The 21722-nt window shown below is 45.1% G+C and carries 15 protein-coding genes, 1 tRNA gene and 1 pseudogene; 9 read left to right on the top strand and 8 right to left on the bottom strand.

Annotated features, from left to right (window positions below; translation table 11 throughout):
• Nucleotides 1-143: 143 nt before the first annotated feature.
• Nucleotides 144-2378 carry a helix-turn-helix domain-containing protein gene (locus CIB36_RS01185; protein ID WP_093987794.1) on the bottom strand — a complete coding sequence of 745 codons (2235 nt, stop codon included), beginning with the start codon at nucleotides 2376-2378 and terminating at the stop codon, nucleotides 144-146.
• Nucleotides 2379-2686: 308 nt separating this feature from the next.
• Between CIB36_RS01185 and CIB36_RS01180 the strand changes: the two genes are divergently transcribed.
• From CIB36_RS01180 to CIB36_RS13755, 8 genes and pseudogenes are all read left to right on the top strand, one after another.
• Nucleotides 2687-3565 (top strand): carbohydrate ABC transporter permease, encoded by an 879-nt coding sequence (locus CIB36_RS01180; protein WP_093987793.1) that lies wholly within the window; start codon nucleotides 2687-2689, stop codon nucleotides 3563-3565.
• A 33-nt stretch (nucleotides 3566-3598) separates the two neighbouring features.
• A complete protein-coding gene (locus CIB36_RS01175) occupies nucleotides 3599-4411 on the top strand; it encodes a carbohydrate ABC transporter permease (RefSeq protein ID WP_093987792.1) in 813 nt (270 codons plus the stop codon).
• Between the two features lie 70 nt (nucleotides 4412-4481).
• Nucleotides 4482-5585 (top strand): hypothetical protein, encoded by a 1104-nt coding sequence (locus tag CIB36_RS01170; protein ID WP_093987791.1) that lies wholly within the window; start codon nucleotides 4482-4484, stop codon nucleotides 5583-5585.
• 24 nt (nucleotides 5586-5609) lie between these two features.
• The gene (locus CIB36_RS01165) at nucleotides 5610-7493 is read left to right on the top strand and encodes a beta-N-acetylhexosaminidase (RefSeq protein WP_093987790.1); all 1884 of its coding nucleotides are present in this window, start codon (nucleotides 5610-5612) and stop codon (nucleotides 7491-7493) included.
• Nucleotides 7494-7539: 46 nt separating this feature from the next.
• A complete protein-coding gene (locus tag CIB36_RS01160; RefSeq protein ID WP_093987789.1) occupies nucleotides 7540-8175 on the top strand; it encodes a LamG domain-containing protein in 636 nt (211 codons plus the stop codon).
• A 20-nt stretch (nucleotides 8176-8195) separates the two neighbouring features.
• Nucleotides 8196-8858 (top strand): cyclase family protein, encoded by a 663-nt coding sequence (locus CIB36_RS01155; protein WP_093987788.1) that lies wholly within the window; start codon nucleotides 8196-8198, stop codon nucleotides 8856-8858.
• A gap of 169 nt (nucleotides 8859-9027) precedes the next feature.
• Nucleotides 9028-10239 (top strand): Gfo/Idh/MocA family protein, encoded by a 1212-nt coding sequence (locus CIB36_RS01150; protein ID WP_093987787.1) that lies wholly within the window; start codon nucleotides 9028-9030, stop codon nucleotides 10237-10239.
• Nucleotides 10240-10544: 305 nt separating this feature from the next.
• A pseudogene (locus tag CIB36_RS13755) lies at nucleotides 10545-11763 on the top strand (IS110 family RNA-guided transposase).
• A gap of 649 nt (nucleotides 11764-12412) precedes the next feature.
• Here CIB36_RS13755 and CIB36_RS01140 read toward each other — a convergent pair.
• From CIB36_RS01140 to CIB36_RS01120, 5 genes are all read right to left on the bottom strand, one after another.
• Nucleotides 12413-12499: transfer RNA gene (locus CIB36_RS01140), tRNA-Leu, on the bottom strand.
• A 145-nt stretch (nucleotides 12500-12644) separates the two neighbouring features.
• Nucleotides 12645-14459, bottom strand: coding sequence for a Na/Pi cotransporter family protein (locus CIB36_RS01135; protein ID WP_093987786.1), 1815 nt, complete (start codon nucleotides 14457-14459; stop codon nucleotides 12645-12647).
• A gap of 180 nt (nucleotides 14460-14639) precedes the next feature.
• The gene (locus tag CIB36_RS01130) at nucleotides 14640-15539 is read right to left on the bottom strand and encodes a rubredoxin-like domain-containing protein (protein WP_229408156.1); all 900 of its coding nucleotides are present in this window, start codon (nucleotides 15537-15539) and stop codon (nucleotides 14640-14642) included.
• A gap of 93 nt (nucleotides 15540-15632) precedes the next feature.
• Complete coding sequence (locus tag CIB36_RS01125; RefSeq protein ID WP_093987785.1) at nucleotides 15633-16733, bottom strand: FkbM family methyltransferase; 1101 nt, start codon at nucleotides 16731-16733, stop codon at nucleotides 15633-15635.
• Between the two features lies 1 nt (nucleotide 16734).
• Nucleotides 16735-18645, bottom strand: a complete 1911-nt coding sequence (locus CIB36_RS01120; protein ID WP_093987784.1) for an ABC-F family ATP-binding cassette domain-containing protein — start codon at nucleotides 18643-18645, stop codon at nucleotides 16735-16737.
• 114 nt (nucleotides 18646-18759) lie between these two features.
• On the opposite strand from CIB36_RS01120, the gene CIB36_RS01115 reads away from it, so the two are divergent.
• Nucleotides 18760-19464, top strand: coding sequence for an ABC transporter ATP-binding protein (locus CIB36_RS01115; RefSeq protein ID WP_456085486.1), 705 nt, complete (start codon nucleotides 18760-18762; stop codon nucleotides 19462-19464).
• Between the two features lie 254 nt (nucleotides 19465-19718).
• On the opposite strand, the gene hemW is transcribed toward CIB36_RS01115, so the two are convergent.
• Together hemW and rsmA are read right to left on the bottom strand one after the other, a co-directional pair.
• Entirely contained in the window at nucleotides 19719-20813 is a 1095-nt protein-coding gene (hemW, locus tag CIB36_RS01110) for a radical SAM family heme chaperone HemW (protein WP_207726150.1), read from the bottom strand.
• Nucleotides 20803-21675, bottom strand: a complete 873-nt coding sequence (rsmA, locus tag CIB36_RS01105; protein ID WP_093987782.1) for a 16S rRNA (adenine(1518)-N(6)/adenine(1519)-N(6))-dimethyltransferase RsmA — start codon at nucleotides 21673-21675, stop codon at nucleotides 20803-20805. Before rsmA ends, hemW begins: the two co-directional genes overlap by 11 nt.
• Between the last annotated feature and the right edge of the window lie 47 nt (nucleotides 21676-21722).

The following is a 21722-nucleotide window of genomic DNA, read 5'->3' as shown; positions in this document are numbered from 1 at the left end:
TTTGTTTTTGATAAATAAATCAAACTTTATAATAAAATTATAGCTACTATTTACATTTTCGTAAACAAACCTTTTTTTATACCCTAACCGTTTTTATAGTAAAAGCAGCTTTTTAGCGGTTTTTTCCCTTAACAAAATTTGATTCAGCTATCATTTGGCGACATTGCCTCCCTGAATTTTCCCGGCGTTGTGCCCTCATAGCGTTTAAAAATCCGAATGAACGTAATATCACTGATATACCCAATGGATTCGGAAATTTGCAGCAAAGAAAGGTTGGTGTCGATCAGCATTTGTTTCGACTTTTCAATACGCAATTTGTTGATGTATTCCAGCACTCCGACCCCAAAACTCTTTTTGAACACCTTGGAAAGGTAGCTGTTATTCATAGAAAAGTGCTCTGACAATAGATTCAGACCAATATTCGGGTCGCAGAAGTTTTCATCAATATAATTTTTGATCATTACGATCTTCTTATCAAAATTGATCAAAATTTTCTCCTGCTTCATGCTTTTTAATTCTTCCAGCAGTTCCAGAACAGCCTTCTGCAGCTTGCCATTATCTGCGGCACCGCTGGCCAAACAGCGGTAATAATAATGATAGTTCATTCGTTCAAAGGAAACGGATGCTTCTTCCAACATCATAAAAGCGATAAACAGCGTCGCTTTGGCAGCTTCCTCGTTCCCTTCTTCATCAATACAAGAAAACAGGGCTGGGATCACCTCGATACAATTTTCGTAATCCTGCAATTTAATACAATTTACCACTTTTGCAAGCAGGTCAAGCGAATCGCTTTTTTTATACAGGAATTCTTTGGGAAGATCCGCGTAAACAAGCATTCCAGACCGTTCGCTGTTCGCTAAATATTTTAAACTGCTTTTTGCTTCGCTGTAAGAAATGGGGATCTGGGCGTATCCCTTGTAAACATTTCCGCAGCCAATTTGTAGCCCTGCCTGAAATTCCTGAATCAGGCAGGAAGAAAGTTCTGTTATAAAAGCGCGGCAATGTTGCATCTCTTCCTCTGTCTGGCTGATTATCATGCAATAGAAATCGTCCAGCACGCACAGCGTTGCCTGACAATATGTATTGGAGCACTTTTTCGCGGCATATTCTAACCGGCTTCGAAACTCCTCGATATTTTCATAAATCAAACTTTTATCTAAGGAATCAAAAATCAATACGCCAAAATAATCCCCGGCGAAATCCAGTTTATATTTTTGGATATTTGCGGCGAAAACCGCTTCTTCTTGAATATCGCCCTTTAACGCCTCTGCCAAAAAGGTATTGCACAGTTCTGTTTCCTGCCGGTTCAATTGATTGCTGAGCGTTTCGTTTTTATCAATCATGGATTGGATATTCGATTCGATATAAGAAAATGGGTTGTCAGAGATCACGGATTTTTCAGGATTTTCCTGCATCATTCCCACGATCCGGGAGAATGATTTCCGGTATTTTTTGGAAGAATAGACAGAAATAATAAGGTCTATTAAAAACACCAGCGCCACGCCGGCAAACATGACCTTATAAGAGGTAAAGAGCGCGCTCATCAATCCGTTTTGCTGCGTAATGGATAAATAATTGATATCCTGATAAGCCGAAGATCCATAATAAACGACATGATCTCCCACAACCTTCGCCGTGATATCATTCTGATCGTCTATCTTCGTCAAATCCACATGCTCTAAAAGTTCTTCATTGCCGGTAATCGTAATGACGCCCACCTCTTCATTTAAGATCGCGAAGCATTCCGAGGTGTTCGAGATCAGTTCGCCAATTAAATTATTGATCTTCTTCATATCTATTTTGATAATGATTACCGGCATTTTTTCCAAAGCGCTTGAATTTTTAAGCGTATAGTAGTAATAAACATCATTTATATGTCCGTCCAGACGTCCTGTATCGGTGAATATTTTAAAGGTAGAAACGGGTTGTTCCGCAAGCTGTTCTAAATACGACGCATAATAATCCGCATTATCCTGATGGTAAAGCCGGTAAAAACACCGGACGGTAAACGGTCCGCTGTCGCTGATCACCCGGTCGGAGTCCGGGTAGTAAACTCCTATTGTCTGAATGATCCCTGAAGAGGACTGGATCACACTGAGTTGATTCGCCAAAAGGACATCGTCTTTTATATTCAAAGAATCCGAAAGAGGGATCTGTTTGGAAAAATCCAACTCGTAAGCTAGTTGTTCGATTTCTAAAATATGGTTATCCACATAACTGTTTACAAAATCCACCATTGTGGCGTGCTTTTGGATCATATCATTGGTCAAAATCTTTTTAGTGGCATAGCCAGCAACGCCAGCTAAAGCCACGGTGATCAGCACCATAAAAATATAAGGATTGATAAATTTTGAAAACAATTTTTTCTTCCATTTCATTTTCTTAGAACCTTTCTTACCGAAGCGCTGATTTGATATTTACACTAAATATAATACCAAATAAATGCTATTTTTGTCAAATGAGCACATAATGATCAGCGAATCAAATTTGGTTAATTGCAAACCCGCCATATCCGCCTGATCTGTTAACCAATAAAAAATGGATTATTTACTTGGCAGGGCAAACCATATTACAATGATTTTAACAAAAGAAAACATCCGCCGCTGGCGGCTTTCTTTCCCAAAAAGCTGTTGAGCGGCTGTGTTTTCTTAAAAACGCCTAAAACAAATAGAAAGGGGTATTCCAAATGAAATCAAAACCAAAATCAGATCTGTCAGGATATCTTTATGTTTTGCCTGCAACTATTTTTATCCTGGTATTCGCCTTAATTCCCATTATTGTATGCTGTGTCTACAGCTTCCACAAATACAATCTTGTGCAGTCCATGGAATTTATTGGCGTTGAAAACTACGTCAGGATGGTCGATGACCCATATATCAAAGCCGCTTTAAAAAACACGCTGGTTTTCACGATCATCGTCGTTCCGCTGCAAACATTTCTGTCTATGCTGATCGCCGCCCTAATCGCCGCTCAAAAGCAGAATTGGTGGAACGGTTTTGTAAAAAGCGCCTTGTTTATCCCGGTCATTTCCTCTATGATCTTGGTCGGTACTTTGTGGCGTATTATCTACAATCCGGAAGTGGGGTTGTTAAACCAGTTTTTAAGTATCTTCAATCTTCCCACCCCTAACTGGCTGGGATCCAAGGATCTCGCCCTGCTCAGCGTCTGCGTCGTATCTATCTGGAAAAACGTTGGGTATTTTATGGTAATATACATAGCCGCCCTTATGGATATCCCGCGCGACCTTTACGAAGTCGCCCGTGTAGACGGAGCCAGCGGCATTCAGCAGTTTTTGCACATTACCCTGCCGATGCTCAAACCAATCACCTATCTTGTCATCACGCTGGGAACCATTTGGTCGTTCCAGGTATTTGACCTTGTATACGCCATGACAGGCGGCGGACCCGGCACTTCCACAGTAACGCTGGTTTCTACGATTTATAACGCGGCGTTCCGTGAATACAGAATGGGCTATGCTTGTGCGGCCGCCATGTTGCTATTTGTCATTATTTTGATTGTTTCGTTTATCCAGCGAAAATTCTTAAATCCAAAAGACGACATATAACAACTACTATTCCGATGACAGGAGGGACTAATTATGAAGCAAAGAATATCGAAACTTTTTATCAACCTGCTTTTTATAATCATGACGTTCACCGCGATCATTCCCTTTATCTATATGCTGTTTACCTCATTCAGGCAGGTTTATTCCCTGACGGACTTCAATTTTCAGTTAAGCGATTTTAACTTTGATAACTACCGGGCTGTTTTTACCAATATGCCTTTTTTGACATATTTTAAAAACAGTATGATCATTGTGATTTGTTCCTGCGCGCTGAATATTGCGGTCAGCGCCCTGGCCGGCTACGGTTTTGCCAAAAAACGCTTTAAAGGCAAAGATCTTCTGTTCTCGCTATTTTTAGCTACCATGATGATCCCCGGTCAGGTGACGATTATCCCGGTATTTACAATGTTTAATAAGCTGGGATTGCTTAACAGCTATGCTTCGTTAATTTTACCTAACGTAGGTGCGTTTGGCGTATTTATGATGAAACAGTTTATGGAAGGGATCCCCAATGAGTTGATTGAAGCCGCTAAAATTGACGGCTCCGGCGAAATAAGAACTTTCTTCAGCATCGTGATCCCCTTGGTAAAGCCGGTCATCATTTCTCTCACGACGTTTACCTTTATCACTGTATGGAACGACTTTATCTGGCCTTTGGTAGTTGTTAGTACAGACGACATGACAACGCTGACATTGGGACTGTCTACTTTACAGGGGCTATACCTAACGAATTACGGGTTAGTCATGGCCGGTGCCACATTAACGTTTATCGTCCCGTTTACTTTGTACATCTTCTTGCAGAAGCAGTTTGTGGAAGGGATCGCGCTCAGCGGAATCAAAGGATAAAGCCTGCTAAAATGTAAAGAAATATAAAAATATAAATTCTGTCCATTTTACTACATAAGGAGCTGTTTATATGTTAGAAAAAACTGACTTTCAATTTATATTCCCGGTCGATGGGGATGTTTTATTTAGTATTGCAGATGGGAAAGTAATTGATAATAAGCTTTTCACCAAAGTTACTGTTCAGGCTCCAAATTTAAGCAATATCAAAATCAATGGGGTGCCGGCAAAAGAAGATCACGGAATCTTTACTGCAGAAATATTTCTGAATTCCTATCAAAACAAAATTCAACTGCTTGACGAAAATACAGGCTATACCGAAACCATTCAGGTGCTTTGGCTGAAAAATGGATATAAAACATATCGGATCTGCGTAGACGACGTAATCTGGTGTTTGGAAGACATTTATAAAAACAAATACCATTCCATTTTTGAAAACCCGTTTTTCAAGCTGTTCCAAGAACTACATCATCAATATCACAATCATGTCCAGATGCACGTTTATTATCAAAATGATGATAACAGCTTTAATCTTTCCATGTTCCCGGATATATATAAGCAGGAATTTATTGATAATTCTGACTGGTTGCAGCTCACATTCCATGCTTTTAAAAATGAGCCTGACAGACCCTACCGGCATGCTACTTATGACCAGGTTATCAAAGACGGCACCCTTGTGAACAACGAGATCCTCAGATTTGCAGGGAAAGAGGTCATGTGCCGCGCCACCGCAGAGCATTGGGCTGATTCCAACTTAGAAGCTACTAAGGGATTCCGCGACTTGGGATATCAGGTTTTACAGGCATATTTCATCTTTGATGAAAACGGAAATCCCGATGTTTCCTATTATTTGAACCCCGAACAAACAGAGCATGCGGCGGAACGGGATTTTTGGATCGATACCAAAGAAGATATTATCTTTTTAAAAGACGATATTGTGCTGGATTCTGTAAAATTAGAGGATATCGATGGTTATTTAGATCTCCGTTCTATCGAAAATCATAAACAGCAGTCGTTTTTAAATCTGCTGATCCACGAAGAATATTTTTATGAGCATTATTGCCTCTATCAGCCCGAATATCGTGAAAAGGTGTTTAAAGCCTGCCAGTGGGCTGTTGACCATGGGTATTCGCCTGCCAAGGTGGAAGATGTAATCTTCCAAAAGGGGGCATTTTAAAAGAAATGGGAGTGAATTTTTAATATGAAGCAGTTTCATTTTACTTTTGCAAATCAATTTTTACCAGCGTTAAAAGAATTGCAGGAAACGTATCGTTTTTCCATCTCAAAAGATGGGATCCCAGTCACTGTAATACAGCGTGATTCCTCTGAACTTGCGGTTTCTTTCCATTCCGATTCCGCAACGATCGTTTATAAAGAAAACATTCATTTTTTCCGGGGCTTTGGGCTGCTGCTGGAACATTTGGAAAACGGAGAGCAGGATTTTGAATATTCAGAAACCCCGCAGTTTTCCATGAACGGCGCTATGTTCGACGTTTCCCAAGGAAACGCCGTCATCACAGTAGAAACGTTGAAAAGCATCATTAGAAGTATGGCTGTCATGGGGCTTAATATGCTGATGGTTTACTGCGAAGACAGCTTTGAAGTTAAGAATCAGCCCTATTTTGGTTATATGCGTTCCAAATACAGTCAAGAGGAATTAAAAGAACTGGACACCTACGCAAGCTTGTTTGGGATCGAAATGATCCCCTGTGTGCAAACATTAGCGCATCTGACCGATACCTTAAGATGGGAATGTTTTCGGGATATTAAGGAAGACAGTTCCACACTGCTTGTAGGAGAAGAAAAAACCTACGCCTTTATCAGGGATATCTTAAAATCTGCATCAGCGCCCTTTCAAACAAAAAGGATCCATATCGGGATGGATGAAGCATGGCGGCTGGGGCTGGGAACTTATCTTGAAAAGCATGGCATAGTCCCTCCATACAAGATCATGAAAGAACACTTGTTAAAAGTCATGGAAATCGTGCGGAAACTTGGGTTGAAACCTATGATGTGGGGAGATATGTTTTTCCGCACGGCCGGAAAAGATTATTATGACCTTTCCAATGTGATCACAGAAGAAGTCATCCAAAGCGTTCCAAAAGATATGCAGGTGATCTACTGGGATTATTACCATGAAACACAGGACTATTATGAAACGATGCTGCAAAGGCATAAACTGCTTGGCGAAACTATTTTCGCAGGCGGAGTCTGGTCATGGTCAAGTTTTGGCGCCAATTATGGAAAAACCATTACAACCACCAATTTAGGCTTAAGCGCAGCCAAAAAGATGGGGATCAAACAGGTTTTTGCAACCATTTGGGGCGATAATGGGACTGAATGCAACCCATTGGCTACCATGGCGGGGCTTTCGCTTTTTGCAGAACACGGGTATCGGGAAAAAGTCGATATGAAGGAAGTCAAACAGCGGTTTCATTTTTGTACCGGCGGAAATTTTGATGATTTTGTCAACTTGAAATATTTTGACGAAGTGCCGAATTGTAAGGAAAACAATCCTGATGAATACAACACTTCTAAAATCCTGATGTGGCAGGATCTGCTGACCGGCCTTTATGATAAAAACATCGAAGGGCTCCCGTTGGATTCGCATTATAAAAAACTGGCGCGGGAGATGGGCAATGCCTCCGCAAGAAACGGAAGATTCAACCAGCTTTTCCAGTTTAACGCTTCCGTTGCTGATGTGCTTTCCATAAAATCAGAACTCGGTTTAAAACTCACTCGGGCATATCTGGAAAAAAACACTGCTTTGCTGGAACAATTAAAGGAAGCTACACTTCCTGAACTTTTCACAAAGGTGGTAAACCTCAGAAAACTGCACCGGGCATTGTGGATGTCCACCTGTAAGCCAATCGGTTTCGATATTATTGATATGCGTTACGGCGCCCTTTTAGCACGGATCACATCAGCAAAGGAGACCCTTTCTGATTACCTAAACGGGACGATCGACAAAATAGAAGAGTTGGAACAGGAACGGCTTCCTTACAGCGGAAGCAGCGAAGAGGGCATTTATAATAACTGCTACGGTGATATTGTTTCCGCCAGCAGGATTGCCCCCCGCGCTTAACAACAATCTTCCTACGCAGATGATATGAGAACAAAGGAGTATTTTTATGTTGAAAGTTATGGAAAAGGAGATCGATTTAGCAGCCAGTCCGATCCTGCTGGAAGATGATTTTTCAAATCCGTCCTTAAGCGAAAACTGGGATTTGGAGCACTCCACAGGAGAATGGTGGGTCGAGGACGGCTGGCTTACCGGACGTCACCGTGGCAATTCAGGGGGATTGCTTTACTCTAAAAAAGGGTATCCCGGAAATGTCCTGCTTGATTTTGAGGCAAGAACCGTCCCTCCCTGTGATAATGATTTGAATTTCACCTGGTGTTCCGAAGGCTGGGATTATCATGCAAACGACGCCGGGATCGGTTACATTGCTGGACTAAACGGCTGGTGGGAAAAGAAAGCGGGAATTGAACATTACCCTGAATGCAAAATGCGTTCTACAACCACCCTTTTTACTTTGGTGCCTGGGCAGACTTATCATATCCAGGCAGGCAGTATTGATGGCTTGTGCTTCATCTTTGTAGACGGAAAATTGGTGATTGAAGCGTCAGACCCAGACCCAATTGATTCCAATCGCTTTAACCGTGTAGGATTCGGCACCTATGCCAGCTTTATCCAGTACAGGAACTTCAAATTAAGGCAGATCTCGTGGAAACCGGTTGTAATGGAATACACCGTAGAATTTTAGCTGAAAAGGAAAATACTGCTATGAGAGTAATTGATTTAAGCGGAAAAATAAAGAAAGGGATTTGGCTTTATGGGGATGTTTATCCAGAGTTTCATCCCAGACGGATCCAAGTTGCGAAAAATACTTATTTCTGCGATGTGTTTGATGGATTTAGTTCCCACACAGGCACATATCTTGAAACCACCGCACATTTTAATGGATATGAGGGCAATCCATTATTGCAAGATATTGACATCAAGGAGCTTGTCGATATCCCCTGTTATGTTATCCATCTTGACCCATTGCGGTTTGGACGTCCAAACTCCCCCATTTCTGCCGCCGATCTAAAGCAAGCGGCAGGCGGAGCTGATTTTGCGCCAAATTCCGCGATTCTTTTCAGCTGCGGCTGGGAAAACTGGGATTCCGGCGATTTTCTTGACGATTCCCCCTATTTAACCAGATCGGCCATCCAATGGTTGTTATCATGGGAGCCAAAAATCATAGGATCGGATATTCCGGCGTGGCAGGGACCCGCCGAGGAGGATGTGTTTGAAATATTCTCCAAACACAACAGCCTTCTTTTGGCTCCTCTGGTAAACCTGAAAGACGCCCCAATAAGCGGAGGACGGCTGACTGTTTTGACGCCAAACCTCACGGATACCTGCTGTGCCCCCGCCAGAGCCGTGTTAACGGCGGAGGAATGACAAATCCTTCCCTTTTCATTCATCTGATTCAGAAAAAATTACTGTTATAAGACAACCATCAACAGAGGCGGTGGTTCTGTTAATTTCCCTTTCCCTTCAAGGCGGTTGATAACCTGCGTTTTGATTTCCAAGGGATGATTGCAATTATAAGAATGCGGAGGTCAATTTTATGAAAAACAGCATTAAAATGGGCGTTATCGGGCTAGGCGCTCGTGGAACAATGATTTTAAAAGACGTTCTGCTGCCAATGGAAGACGTAGAAGTGATCGCGGTTTGTGATGTATACGAAGATAGGATAAACGACGCCATTGCTATGACGAAAGAGCACAACCACAATCTGCCTTTAGGTTTTGCGGATTATAGGGAACTTTTAAAGATTCAGGATTTAGAGGCGGTATATATCGCTACTTCCTGGCAAACACACTTTGAAATTGCCGCCGCCGCTTTGGAAGCGGGAGTTCCGGTCGCCTGTGATGTAGGCGGAGCTTTTTCACTAAATGAAATATGGAAGCTTGTGCGCACCTATGAAAATACCAAAACCCCCTGCATGTTTATGGAAAACTGCTGCTATGGCAGAGATGAGATGATGCTGATGAATATGCGGAAAAAAGGAGTGTTCGGCGAGATCGTACACTGTGCAGGCGGATACCACCATGACCTGAGAAACGAAGTTTCATTTGGCCGTGAAAACAGGCATTACCGCTTGGATAACTACCTGCACCGCAACTGCGAAAATTACCCCACCCATGAAATCGGCCCGATCGCACGGCTTCTTGATATCAATCGTGGCAACGCTATGGTTTCGCTTACTTCCACCTCGTCAAAATCAGCGGGTCTGCACCAATATATATTAGAACACAAAGCTGAGGATCAGGCATTGCGAAACGCTTATTTCGCTCAGGGAGATGTGGTTACTACCGTAATTCGATGCGCCAATGGGGAAACTATCACCATCACCCTTGATACTACGCTTCCCGGCGCTTATTCCAGGGGGCTTATTGTAAAGGGTACCAAAGCCATGTTCATGGAAGACAACCGTTCGCTGTTTATAGACGGAGTCCATACAGAATTTGAGTGGAAGTGGCACGAACAATATCAAAACATAGAACAATACCGTAAGGAATATGAACATCCGTTATGGAATTCTTTTTTAAACGACGGGGTAAAAGGCGGACACGGCGGAATGGATTGGCTAGTCTTCCAAGATTTTATTGACGCCTTAAAAAACAAAAAATCGATGCCAATCGACGTATATGACATGGCTTCTTGGTCAGTTATTTCTTTGCTGTCGGAACAATCCATCGCCCTAGGCAGCCAGCCCGTAGCTTTCCCTGATTTTACGGACGGAAAATGGATCACTAGAAAACCAGTTGACAGATAATACGCAACAAAGACGCTGTACACAAAAAAATCAAGGTGTTTCTAACGCAGCCAGTCGTAATTTGTTAAAATGTACTTGAGAAAGCAGGCACATGACAGAGCACGTGAAGGTAAGTAGGCTCAACCTTTGTGTTGGACTGAATAATTATGTGTGCCGGACGCTCTTTCAATCATCAATGAGTAGGGCAAGAACCCTGTAACCTTATCTTTGGAGAGACGGACTTCAGTGAGCGTCCAAGCGCACTGTTCATCCACCGGACGGTGCGCACTGCCTGTTCCCTCAAAATTTTTTTAAGGAGATGTGTTATGCTTAAAATTGTTTACCGCATCTGCTAGGGATGTGTCCACAAGTCCTTCGTCGTAGCCTGTATTGCCTCTACCAGTGAGCAGGGAGTGACAACCTACAAGAGCAAGCGGTTTTCCACCTTTACCGGAGATTTGCGGCGGTGTGCAGCTTGGCTGGCCGAAAACAACTGCAAAGATGTGTGTATGGAATCCACCGGGAAGTATTGGATCCCCATCTACAACATTCTAGAGCACACCTGCAACATTGTTCTCGCTCACCCTAAGTATGTGAAAGCTATGCGGGGCAAAAAACGGACAAGCGAGACGCTAAATGGATTGCTGATATCTTCAAACATGATCTTGTCACCGGGAGCTTCATCTCTCCTGCGGATATTCGCCAGCTTCGGGACTTGGTTCGTTACCGTTGCAAACTTACCAGCTTTGCCATCGGCTAGAAAAACCGGGCGCAAAACTGTCTGACGGTCTCCAATTTCAAACTGGATAATGTGTTCTCAGATGTGTTCGGCAAGGCAGCCTCCGCAATCACTGCCCGTATTCTGGAAAATCCAACGGAGAAAATTACGGATGTTTCTGGTTTCCGAACCAAAGGCATGAAAGCGACCAATGAACAGGTGCTTGCCGCTGTGGACGGAGTGATGTGTGAAGAACAGGCTGAAAAGTTTCGCATCAACTGTTCCCACATGGACAGCCTTGAACTGTGCAAACTCAATCTGGAATCCCTGATTCTGTCTGTTGCTGAGAAGTACCTCCCCCAACTGGGTCTTGTTATGACGGCTCCGGGCATCCAATCCTTTGCCGCAATCGGCATTATCTCTGAAATCGGAGTGGATATGTCCGTGTTTCCTACCTCGAAGCATCTTTGCTCTTGGGCTGGGATTACGTTGTAGAACAACGAAAGTGCCGGGAAGAAGAAAAATCAGCCGAGCCGGTGCCTACATCAAACCGTTGTCGTTCAGTGCGCTCTTTGTGCCATTTGTGTCAAGCAGTTCCCGGAAGTACGTAATCGCTATCTTGCCCTCAAAAAGTGCAGAGGACACAAGAAAGCCATTATTGCCATCGCCAGAATGCTGCTCACGGCTATCTATAACATGCTCAAGAAGAACGAGCCTTACACCGCAAGGGCGAACAGCCACCCGCACATTGAGAAGTTTCCGTGGAAGAAGCCATCTTCATTCTACAACGGCAAGGTTATTTAGTGACTGCTCCACTAACATCTTAGACCTTAAGCATATCTTCATTTTTGCCTGCTTTTAGGGGGCTTGGTTTTGTGCGCCTTTTTTTGGAATAGTACTTAGATTACAATGTTTCAATCGTTTCCTCATCCTTTCTGTTTGATTGTCGAAAATTGCTTATGTTTAAACAACAGTGTGAAAAAGCACGGTTTTGCACAGCAAAATACAGATCCTGCGGTATGATCTGTAAGTGATTCTTCAGGAAGATATGGCGTAAGCCCATATTCTTCTTCCCAGCTAGTAAGATATCAGGGGAGAGCGTCTGAGAGAGGTGGAAAGCAGGTCTCTGCCGCAAAAAACCTCTCTCCGTATCGGAGAGAGGTTTAAAAAAGGGCGCACTGACCCCATGTGATTTGAGGATTTAAAAGCCTTCCTTTGTGAAGAGATCTGTCAATCTATCTATGAAACTGCCGGAAACTTCTACACTTCTGACAGTAGAAAAAAGAGTAAAAACGCAAAAAAGCGGAGCCTCGGGCCTGATTTTTCAGGCCCGAGGCTCCGCTTTCTCGCTATTTGATTCGGTTTTATTTTTAGGCCTCCACGGTAAAATGGTTTTTGGGATTTTGCTTTAAAAAGCCCCAAAAACCGCATGAATACTAAGAAAGATGGAGTGACATTTTTTTCGTCACTCCATCATGGTGCTGGTGACCGGACTTGAACCGGTACGGTATTGCTACCGAGGGATTTTAAGTCCCTTGCGTCTGCCTGTTCCGCCACACCAGCGACATTGGTTATCCAACCGAATGCTTATATATAATACTACATTTGACGGCGTTTGTCAAGATAAAAATCACTGGCCTAACCAAAATCCTTTGCCTGCAAAAACCGTATGTAACATAAAAGGAAGCCGGGGAATCCCGGCTTCCTTTTATGCTTTTACTTTGCTTATGATCTTGTCAAAGTAACGTTTTTTATAATCATCCATATAGTATGCATAGTCGTTAAAATCGCCTTCATGCATCCGGCGGATATATTCATGCCGGTTAATCAAGTCCCCGCCCTGTTGATAGCCAATAATATAAACTGCAACATTAGAGCAGTGATCGGAGATCCGTTCCATGTTGGAAAGCACTTCTAAGAACGCAAGACCACCGTCAATGGTGCACTTGCCTTTTTTCAAGCGTTCAATATGTTTTGCCTTTAGAACGTCCTGAATCATGTCAATCGTTTCTTCCAGTGGTTCCACATGGATCGCGGTGGTAATATCATTGTCGCGGAAACTCTTAATGGCCATTTCAATGATCTCACTGACTGCAGCATGCAGTACTTTTAATTCTTCCATAGCCTTGGCTGAGATCTTCGCTTCTTTTTCTTCGATCGCCTCTGCACATTCTACAATATTGATAGTATAATCCCCAATTCGCTCAAATTCGGGAATCATACGCAAAATATTGCTCATCATTTTATTTTCGCTGTCTGTCAGCTCATGATCCGACATTTTCACAATGTAGTTATTCAGCCGGTCCTCCATCTTATCAATGGATTCTTCCCGCTGACGGATCTTGTCCGCTTTTTTCGCGTCATATTTTCCAAGAAGCGTAATACACTTTGTAAAATTCGTCTGTGCATATTCGCCCATTTTTAAAACAACATCCTTACATTGGTTCAACGCCAAAGACGGAGAAACTAAGAAACGGTCATCCAACGTATTGATCTCTGCAGAAGCTTCTATCCCATCTTCTTCATCTTGGGAACCATTGCGAATCGTAAGTACTGCGAGCTTTTCCAAAACACGAGTAAACGGCAGGAACAAAATCGTAACTACAATGTTAAACAACGTATGGACATTGGCAATCCCGCCCATACCGATAGACTCCGTCCAGAAAGAAAACGGCCAAAAAGCATTGATCGTATAAACGGCAATCAAAAAGACGATCGTCCCAATAATGTTAAAATACAGGTGTACCATTGCCGCCCGTTTTGCATTTTTCGAGGTCCCGATACTGGAGAGCAAGGACGTGACGCAGGTCCCGATATTCTGTCCCATAATGATGGGGAATGCCGCGGAATAACTAACTGCACCGGTAGAAGCCACTGCCTGCAAGATCCCCACAGAAGCAGAGGAACTTTGAATAATAGCAGTGACTCCCGCACCAACCAGAACGCCTAACAGCGGATTATTTCCCAAAGTCTGGAACAGGCTGTGGAACATTGGTGAATCACTCAACGGTTCTACTGCTTCGGTCATAATAAACATTCCCTGGAACAAAACCCCGAATCCCAGTAAGATCTCGGAAACGATCTTCACTTTTTTCTTTTTGGCTGTCATCAGCAGGACAACGCCAATGATCGCGATAAGCGGAGCCCAAAAGTTCGGTTTGATCATCTGGATGATCGTACTGGCGCTTCCGCTGGAATCCAGTTCTGCCAAACGCAGGATCTGCCCCGTTACCGTGGTCCCGATATTGGCGCCCATAATGATCCCCACCGCGGAATGAAGCTTTAGGATCCCTGCATTGACTAATCCCACTACAATCACCGTGGTTGCGGACGAGCTTTGGATCGCCGCCGTGACAACGGCCCCAAGCAGGACCCCTTTGATCACATTGCTTGTCAGTTTTTCCAAAATCTGTTCTAAGCGGCCACCGGAAAACTTCTCTAACCCGGCGGAGAGCATATGCATCCCAAACAAAAACAGAGCAAGTCCGCCCGCCATGGTCACAATCTGAAAAAATACGTCCATAATTTTTCCTCCATGTACCGTTACATACTGTTAATAAAATATCTCATAATGATTCATTTTATATTATAGCACTGTAAAATTATTTATGTAAAGGAGAGAAATGAAAAATCTATGTAAATTTTGCATGAACTTATGCAAAATTTAAGCACCTGCTAAAAACAGGCGCTTAGTTTCCATGTTTTATTCAGCTTGAAAATGAGTGGAATCTACCCCGCAAACCGGGCATGTGTATCCTTCCGGCAGACTATCCCCTTCATAGACATACCCGCACACATCACAAACATACCGTTTTGTTTGCTGTCTCACAATGACCGGAGTTTGTTTTTCAAAATGGCTGGAATCCACCCCGCAGACCGGACATACAAAGTCAGCCGGGAGTTCCTCCCCTTCATACACATAACCACAAACCTCACAAGCATACCGGGTAGGCTGTCCTGCTTCTGCCTGTGCCTCTTCCTTCTCAAAGTGGCTCGCATCTACCCCGCAGACCGGACATACAAAGTCAGCCGGGAGTTCCTCCCCTTCATACACGTAGCCGCACACATCGCAGGTGTAACGGGAAGTTACGGCGGCAGTTTCCGCCACATAGGTCGGGGCATTTTTCGGTGCTTTACCCTTTACTACCTTGTGGTAATAATCGTAGCTCATTGGATCTGTCTGCGTCCCCATAACGATGTCGTTTAAGCGTCCAAAGATCACAGAATGAGTCTCCATCTCCACATGGTCTATCACATCAAACACCAAAGAAATACAGGTATCCTCTTCCAGGATCGGCAGCCCATTTTCCAGCACGGAATAACGGATCCCTTCAAACTTATTGCGTTCCCGGCTGCTGAAAAAGCCAAAACTTGAGATGACAGACGGACTTGTCTGTTCTGACAGGATCGACAAAGCAAACACCTTACCATTTAAAATCAGATCGTGTGTTTTATTGTTTTTATTCATACTGATCGCGAAAATCGGATTTTCGCTGGTGATCTGCATGCAGGTATTGATGATACATCCTCCCTGCTGACCGCCATCTCTGGCCGTAACAACATACATTCCATAGGTGACATAGTGCAACAAACTGAGATCCATTGACATCGCAAACCGCTCCTTTTTTGACAGAAAATTCTGTTTTTCTTTAATTATACTCTTTTTGTATGTTATGTCAACTGAATTTTTCCTCTTTTATATCATATAAAAATTTGTTTCCCATGCAGGAATATAAGGGTGATGCCGCAGGTAAAACCGGTAATCCGGGTTCATTCGGCGGATCAATAGAGGAAGCTTAAACAAATCGCTGTTGCGGTGATAGGCGGATACCATAAGCCTCGGGCGATACCGCCGGATCGTTTGCTCACAGCCTAAAATACTTTTTTCCTCTGCGCCCTCCACATCAAATTTTATGACGCTGACAGAAGCGCCGCCCAGCAAATGATCGACCGAATCTACCTTCACCGGCTTTCCTTTTATCTGGTCTATCGAAGAATTTCTGCCTGCACGGGCCGAAAATAGAAGGGTATCTGTTCTATCATAGCTTCCTGCATTTACTGCCGTAATATTCGTCAATCCCATCGCCTCTGCCCGCTTTAATAGTTTCTGATAATTTTTGCGGTCCGGTTCCATGGCCCAAATCTGGCGGCAGGCGCCGCCGGCGGCCCGTACAAATTCTTCGACCGTGTCTCCGGTATACGCGCCCAGATCAACGTATACATCCTCCCTACCGGGGCAGATCAAAGAAGTGTAGACTTCTTCCATCGGAGAGGTCGCCTCCTTCAAGTAACACAGCTTCCCGCTGATTTTGTAATCCAAAATACTGCGCATCACCTTTTGGGAATGGGTATCCGCCAGCAGTTGATACACCTGGTCAAGTTCCTCTTCATGATTTTTCACGTACTCCAGATCAAACATACTGCCCGGCTCTTCACACCAGGAAGAAATCGGACCGTCCAGAATCACCGGAACATCCGGCGCCACCATCTCATATGCTTCACTTAATTGATATAAATAACTCAGCAGCGGCTCCCGAAAGGTCCCAAACGCCAGCACGATCACAAAATCCCGGTACAGCTCTTTGGTCTGGGAAAAAGAACGCACCGGATACCCCTCGAAAGAATGCCCGCGCACAAATTCATCACTGGCAAAGATCCCGGCCAGCGGGATCTCATACTTCTTCAGTGCAGCCATGATTTTTAGGGCGCCATCCCCCATTCCATACAGGACGACTGGTTTTTCTGTCTGTTTCAGCCGTTCCCAAACAGTTTGCTTTTCCCGCAGCAATTCCAGCATGTTAATCCTCCTGTAATGTGAGCCATTCTTCCATACACTCGTCAGCCTTTGCTTTCACTTCTTCCAGCCGGGCGCACATTTGGGCCAACCGTTCATAGTCGGAGGCAGCTTCCGGGCTGGCGATCCCCTGTTCCAGCTCCGTGGCCTCCTCTTCGTATTCGGCCATCTCCTTTTCCAGCTGGGCGATCCGGTTTCTGCGTTTGGCCTCTAAAGCCCGCTGCTGCTTGGAGCGGTAATATCCCTGCGCGCCTTTCTTTTCCGCCAGCAGCGTTTCCTGCCGGGATTCCTGCCCCGGCTGGCGGAGCTTGGATTTTTCCAGATAATAATCAAATCCTCCGTCATAGATCTGGATGCCCTGTTCTGTCATATCAATGATTTTCGTTGGGATCGTATTTAAAAAATACCGGTCATGGGAAACAAAGATCAAGGTGCCTTCAAATTCCCGCAAAGCTTTTTCCAAGGCCTCTTTACTTGCCAGATCTAAGTGGTTGGTCGGTTCGTCAAATAACAATGTGTTGCTGTGCTCGCTGACCATGATCGCAAAGCTTAGCCGGGCGCGTTCGCCCCCGCTGATGACATTGATCTTTTTATAAACATTTTCCCCTGTGATCAGCATCTGCCCTAGGATAGAACGCACCTTAAATTCAGGAAGATTGGGGAAGCGTTCCCAAAGCTCTTCCAGTACTGTGTTTTCAAAATTCAGATTTTGATTCTCCTGCTCATAAAAGGAGGTCGTCACGCCTTTTCCCCAGGTAACCTCCCCTATGCTTTGCGGGTTTAGCCCCAGTAGGGTTTTCAGCATGGTGGATTTCCCGATCCCATTGCGCCCGATCAGCGCAATCTTTTCACCGCGTTTGATCTCAAAGCTCAGCGGGCCGCACAGTTTTTTCTGTTCTCTTCCCACCCGAAGCACCAGATCGTCCGCAAACAGCACGTCGCGCCCGGAAGCACGGTCAAAGGTAAAGGAAAAATTCGGCGTTTTATCATATTCCTGCGGGGCCTCCAGAATCTCCATATTTTCCAGCTGATGCAGACGGCTTTTCGCACTGTTTGAGGTAGAAGCCCTTGCAATATTTTTCTCCGCATATTCCAACATGGAAGCGATCTTGTTCTGCTGCTGTTCGTATTCCTTTTTTTCTCTGGCGATCCGTTCGGCTTTAAGCTGTTTATACTTGGTGTAATTCCCCTGATAAGTGTAGACCCGGCTGTGGGATACCTCCCAGATCTTGCCCACCATTTTATCCAAAAAATACCGGTCATGGGAAACGACCAGCAACGCGCCTTTATATTCACTGAGATAATCCTCCAGCCACAGCAGGGTCTGGAAATCCAGGTGGTTGGTCGGTTCGTCCAAAATCAAAAGCCCCGGCTCCTCCAGCAAAAGCTTCGCCAGCGCCAAACGCGTTTTTTCACCGCCGGACAGGGTAGCAATATTGGTGCTGTAGGCCTTGTCCGCAAAGCCCATACCAGTGAGCACCGTTTTTATTTTTACGTCGATCTGGTATCCGTCCTTCGCCTCAAAATAAGCGGAAAGACGTCCATACTCCTCGGTCAGCTTCTGGTATTCTTCCGTTTCATGGCCGCAGGCCGCGATCCTGTGTTCTAAGTCCCGCAGCTGCGCCTCCACTTCCCGCAGGGAAGAAAATACGCTGAGCATCTCCGCGTAAATGGTATTTTCCCTGTCAAGCCCTGTGTTTTGGCGCAGATAACCGATCTGGATGCCTTTTTCTAAAAAAATATCACCGCTGTCAAAATCGGTATGCTCGGCAATCAAATTCAGCAAGGTCGTCTTTCCCGCGCCGTTTACCCCGATCAGGCCGATCCTGTCCCGGTCTTCGATGGTCAAATTGATCTCATTTAAAATAACGCGCTCTCCAAAGCTTTTGGTCACGTCTTTTATTGTCAAAACCATGTTCTTTCTCCTGTTTCTGGTTTGAAAATTCCTTTTATTTTCCTTTTTTATTTTATCTAAAAAACTGGGTTTTTACAAGTTTTTTGCGTAAAATAACTTTGATTTGAATGTGAAATGGGAGTTGTTATTGTGAAAGAACTGATTCGATTGTCGAATATTATCAAACGCTATCCCTCTGGGGAAAGCGAGATCCGCGCGTTGGATGGAGTCAGTCTTTCCATACAAAAGGGGGAATTTGTTGCTATCACCGGCACCTCCGGCTCTGGAAAATCCACTCTGATGAACCTGTTAGGCTGCTTGGACCTGCCCGCAGAAGGTCTTTACGAGTTAGATGGAACAGACGTATGCTCCCTGACCGATCGAGAGCTTTCTAAGATTCGCAACCAAAAAATCGGCTTTGTGTTTCAGGGTTTTAATTTGATCCCAAGCCTGAATGCTTTAGAAAATGTGGAGCTGCCCCTTACTTACCGTAATTTTAACAAACGCCGCCGGCGGGCACTGGCCCAAAAGGCGCTTTGTGCCGTTGGATTAGCGCACCGCATGAATCACACCCCAAGCCAAATGTCCGGCGGACAGCAGCAGCGTGTTGCCATTGCCCGCGCCCTAGCAGCCGATCCGGAAATGATCTTAGCCGATGAGCCGACCGGAAACCTTGATTTTGAATCCAGTCAAGAGGTTCTAACCCTATTGACCCGTCTTAATCAAAGCGGCAAAACAGTGATCCTGATCACGCATGATCCTTCTATCGCCGCCCGTACAAAACGGATGATCCAAATTCAAAACGGCAGGGTCACCTTTGACCAAAAAAGGAAAAGCTGATTGGGGCAATCAGCTTTTGGGTAAAAAAATAGAGCAAGAATATCCTGCTCTTCAAAAGAATGTATAAGAAAAAATTCAAAGAAATTATTAGCTTGTTTTTATGATACAACTCAAATCAAAAAGTGTCAACCACCCTAAAAGAAGTTCTATTATTCCCCTAAAAAGTTCCTTTTATTCTTCTAAAATCCTATACAGGATTCCTATTTATTGTAAAAAAATTGTGAAAAACCTCGAAACAGCCTGTGACAGGGTCCCTACAAAAGCTGCGACAGAATCGCGTTGGACACCAAAAAGCCTTTCGGCGTCATGGCGATCCGGCCATCGGTCTCTTCCATCAGCCCTGCCGTTACATAGCGCCGGCAGCTTTGCCAGATACGCCGAGCCTCTTCCGGGCAGCAGCGCAGCAATTCTTCCTGCCCTATACCTTTCCGCAGCCGGAACCGCAGCATCAAAAAATCCTCCCAAGCCTGCTTGGAGCACGCCTCTTCCAGCCGGTTCGTGCCGCCGGACTTCAGATATGCGTCAAGGTCTCTAGGATAATAAAAGCGTTTTCCCTGATAAAAGGAATGTGCAGATGGCCCGTATCCCAAATAGTCTTCGCTGTTCCAATACTTTAAATTGTGTTTGCTTTCCATCCCGGGCTTTGCAAAATTGGAGATCTCATATTGCATGAATCCCAGTTTTTCTAACTCCCGGCAAGCAGTTAAATATAGCTCGCAGGTCAAATCCTCGTCCGGAAGATCCTTTTCGATCCCAGACGCTGCAAACGGCGTACCTTCTTCGATCTTTAATAAGTAGGCGGACACATGCTGTATCCCCAGCCTGCTAAGAAACGCGATGCTCCCAAGAAGGCTTTCTATGGTCTGGTAAGGGACGCCCAGCATCAAATCTACCGACAGGTTTTCAAATCCCGCCTCTTTCGCCCACAGCACCGCCTGTTCCACCTGTTTGGTGGAATGCCGCCGTCCCAGCACCTGCTGTTCTTTAGGGTCCGCGGACTGCATCCCCAACGAAAGGCGGTTGATCCCCGCTTTCTTCCATGCAACCAGCTTTTGCGGGGTAACGGTGCAGGGGTTTGCTTCGATGGTGGTCTCCCCGGACAGGGAAAACTGCTCCTGCGCGGTTTTGATCACCTGCTCCAGCAGCGCCGGCTCTAGCAGGGATGGAGTCCCGCCGCCAAAATAAAGGGTATCTGCCTGTACGTTCTGTTCCCGATTTATGCTGTCGCAGACAGTTTTTATATACTGCCGGTGCATCTTGTCGGAAGCAGGCAGGGAATAAAAATCACAGTAGGGGCATTTAGCGGTGCAAAACGGGATGTGCACATAGATCCCAGTTTTATTTCCCATGGCCGCATTCCTCCGCCAAACGGTTGGCAAATGAGATCCATTCCTCAAACTTCATTTCTTCCGCCCGCACCGTCTTTTTGACGCCAAGCTCTTCCAGCACCCCGGAAACCACTGCTTTATTCAGCCCAAGCACCGTAGAAACCGGATTCACCAGCGTTTTCCGCCGCTGGGAAAAGCCTGCCTTTACCACACGGAACAAAAACCGTTCGTCTTTCACATCATGACAGGTTTCCGGCTTTACCTCCAGACGGATCACTGCGGAATCCACATTCGGCGCCGGCATAAAGCTGCCCCTGGAAACCGGGAAAAGCTGTTTCGGCTCGCTGTAATACCGCACCGCAAAAGTCACAGCCCCGCAGTCCCGGGTTCCCACCTGGGCGCACAGCCGGGCCGCCGCCTCCTTCTGCACCATAACGGTGATGGAACGGATCGGGAGCCGCTGTTCCAAAAGGGTCATGATGATCGGCGAGGTGATATAATATGGCAGATTGGCGCAGACGCAGACCTCCATCCCGTCAAACTTCTCCTTCAGCAGTGCGGGAAGATCCACCTTCATAATGTCCTCGTTAACGATCTCCACATTGTCGTATTCTGAAAGGGTTTCAGCAAGGATCGGCAGCAGACGGCCGTCAATCTCCACCGCCACAACCTTTTTGGCCCGTTTTGCCAGTTCATTGGTCAGTACGCCAATCCCTGTCCCGATCTCGATCGCGCCAAATTTCGGATCGCGCACGCCGTCCTCGGCAATGCGCGGACAAACGGAGGGATTGATCAGAAAATTCTGCCCCAACGCTTTTGAAAACTGAAACTGGTGCCGTGCCAAAACCTCTTTAATGACTGAAATATTACAAAGCTGTTCCATCGCTCTTTCTCCATTCCTTTTTCCTGCCTTTATTGTATCACAGAACG

This window comes from Massiliimalia timonensis (assembly GCF_900186585.1).
Classification (GTDB): Bacteria; Bacillota; Clostridia; order Oscillospirales; family Ruminococcaceae; genus Massiliimalia; species Massiliimalia timonensis.
The sequence above is the reverse complement of the archived record's forward strand: the minus strand, read 5'-3'. Positions and strand labels throughout refer to the sequence as shown.

Coding starts and splice junctions, on each gene's coding strand:
- CIB36_RS01150 (WP_093987787.1), top strand. CDS start 9,028: ATGAAAAACAGCATTAAAATGGGCGTTATCGGGCTAGGCGCTCGTGGA.
- CIB36_RS01180 (WP_093987793.1), top strand. CDS start 2,687: ATGAAATCAAAACCAAAATCAGATCTGTCAGGATATCTTTATGTTTTG.
- CIB36_RS01120 (WP_093987784.1), bottom strand. CDS start 18,645: ATGGTTTTGACAATAAAAGACGTGACCAAAAGCTTTGGAGAGCGCGTT.
- CIB36_RS01115 (WP_456085486.1), top strand. CDS start 18,760: ATGGGAGTTGTTATTGTGAAAGAACTGATTCGATTGTCGAATATTATC.
- CIB36_RS01185 (WP_093987794.1), bottom strand. CDS start 2,378: ATGAAATGGAAGAAAAAATTGTTTTCAAAATTTATCAATCCTTATATT.
- CIB36_RS01155 (WP_093987788.1), top strand. CDS start 8,196: ATGAGAGTAATTGATTTAAGCGGAAAAATAAAGAAAGGGATTTGGCTT.
- CIB36_RS01130 (WP_229408156.1), bottom strand. CDS start 15,539: ATGGATCTCAGTTTGTTGCACTATGTCACCTATGGAATGTATGTTGTT.
- CIB36_RS01165 (WP_093987790.1), top strand. CDS start 5,610: ATGAAGCAGTTTCATTTTACTTTTGCAAATCAATTTTTACCAGCGTTA.
- CIB36_RS01135 (WP_093987786.1), bottom strand. CDS start 14,459: ATGGACGTATTTTTTCAGATTGTGACCATGGCGGGCGGACTTGCTCTG.
- rsmA (WP_093987782.1), bottom strand. CDS start 21,675: ATGGAACAGCTTTGTAATATTTCAGTCATTAAAGAGGTTTTGGCACGG.
- CIB36_RS01125 (WP_093987785.1), bottom strand. CDS start 16,733: ATGCTGGAATTGCTGCGGGAAAAGCAAACTGTTTGGGAACGGCTGAAA.
- CIB36_RS01170 (WP_093987791.1), top strand. CDS start 4,482: ATGTTAGAAAAAACTGACTTTCAATTTATATTCCCGGTCGATGGGGAT.
- CIB36_RS01175 (WP_093987792.1), top strand. CDS start 3,599: ATGAAGCAAAGAATATCGAAACTTTTTATCAACCTGCTTTTTATAATC.
- CIB36_RS01160 (WP_093987789.1), top strand. CDS start 7,540: ATGTTGAAAGTTATGGAAAAGGAGATCGATTTAGCAGCCAGTCCGATC.
- hemW (WP_207726150.1), bottom strand. CDS start 20,813: ATGGGAAATAAAACTGGGATCTATGTGCACATCCCGTTTTGCACCGCT.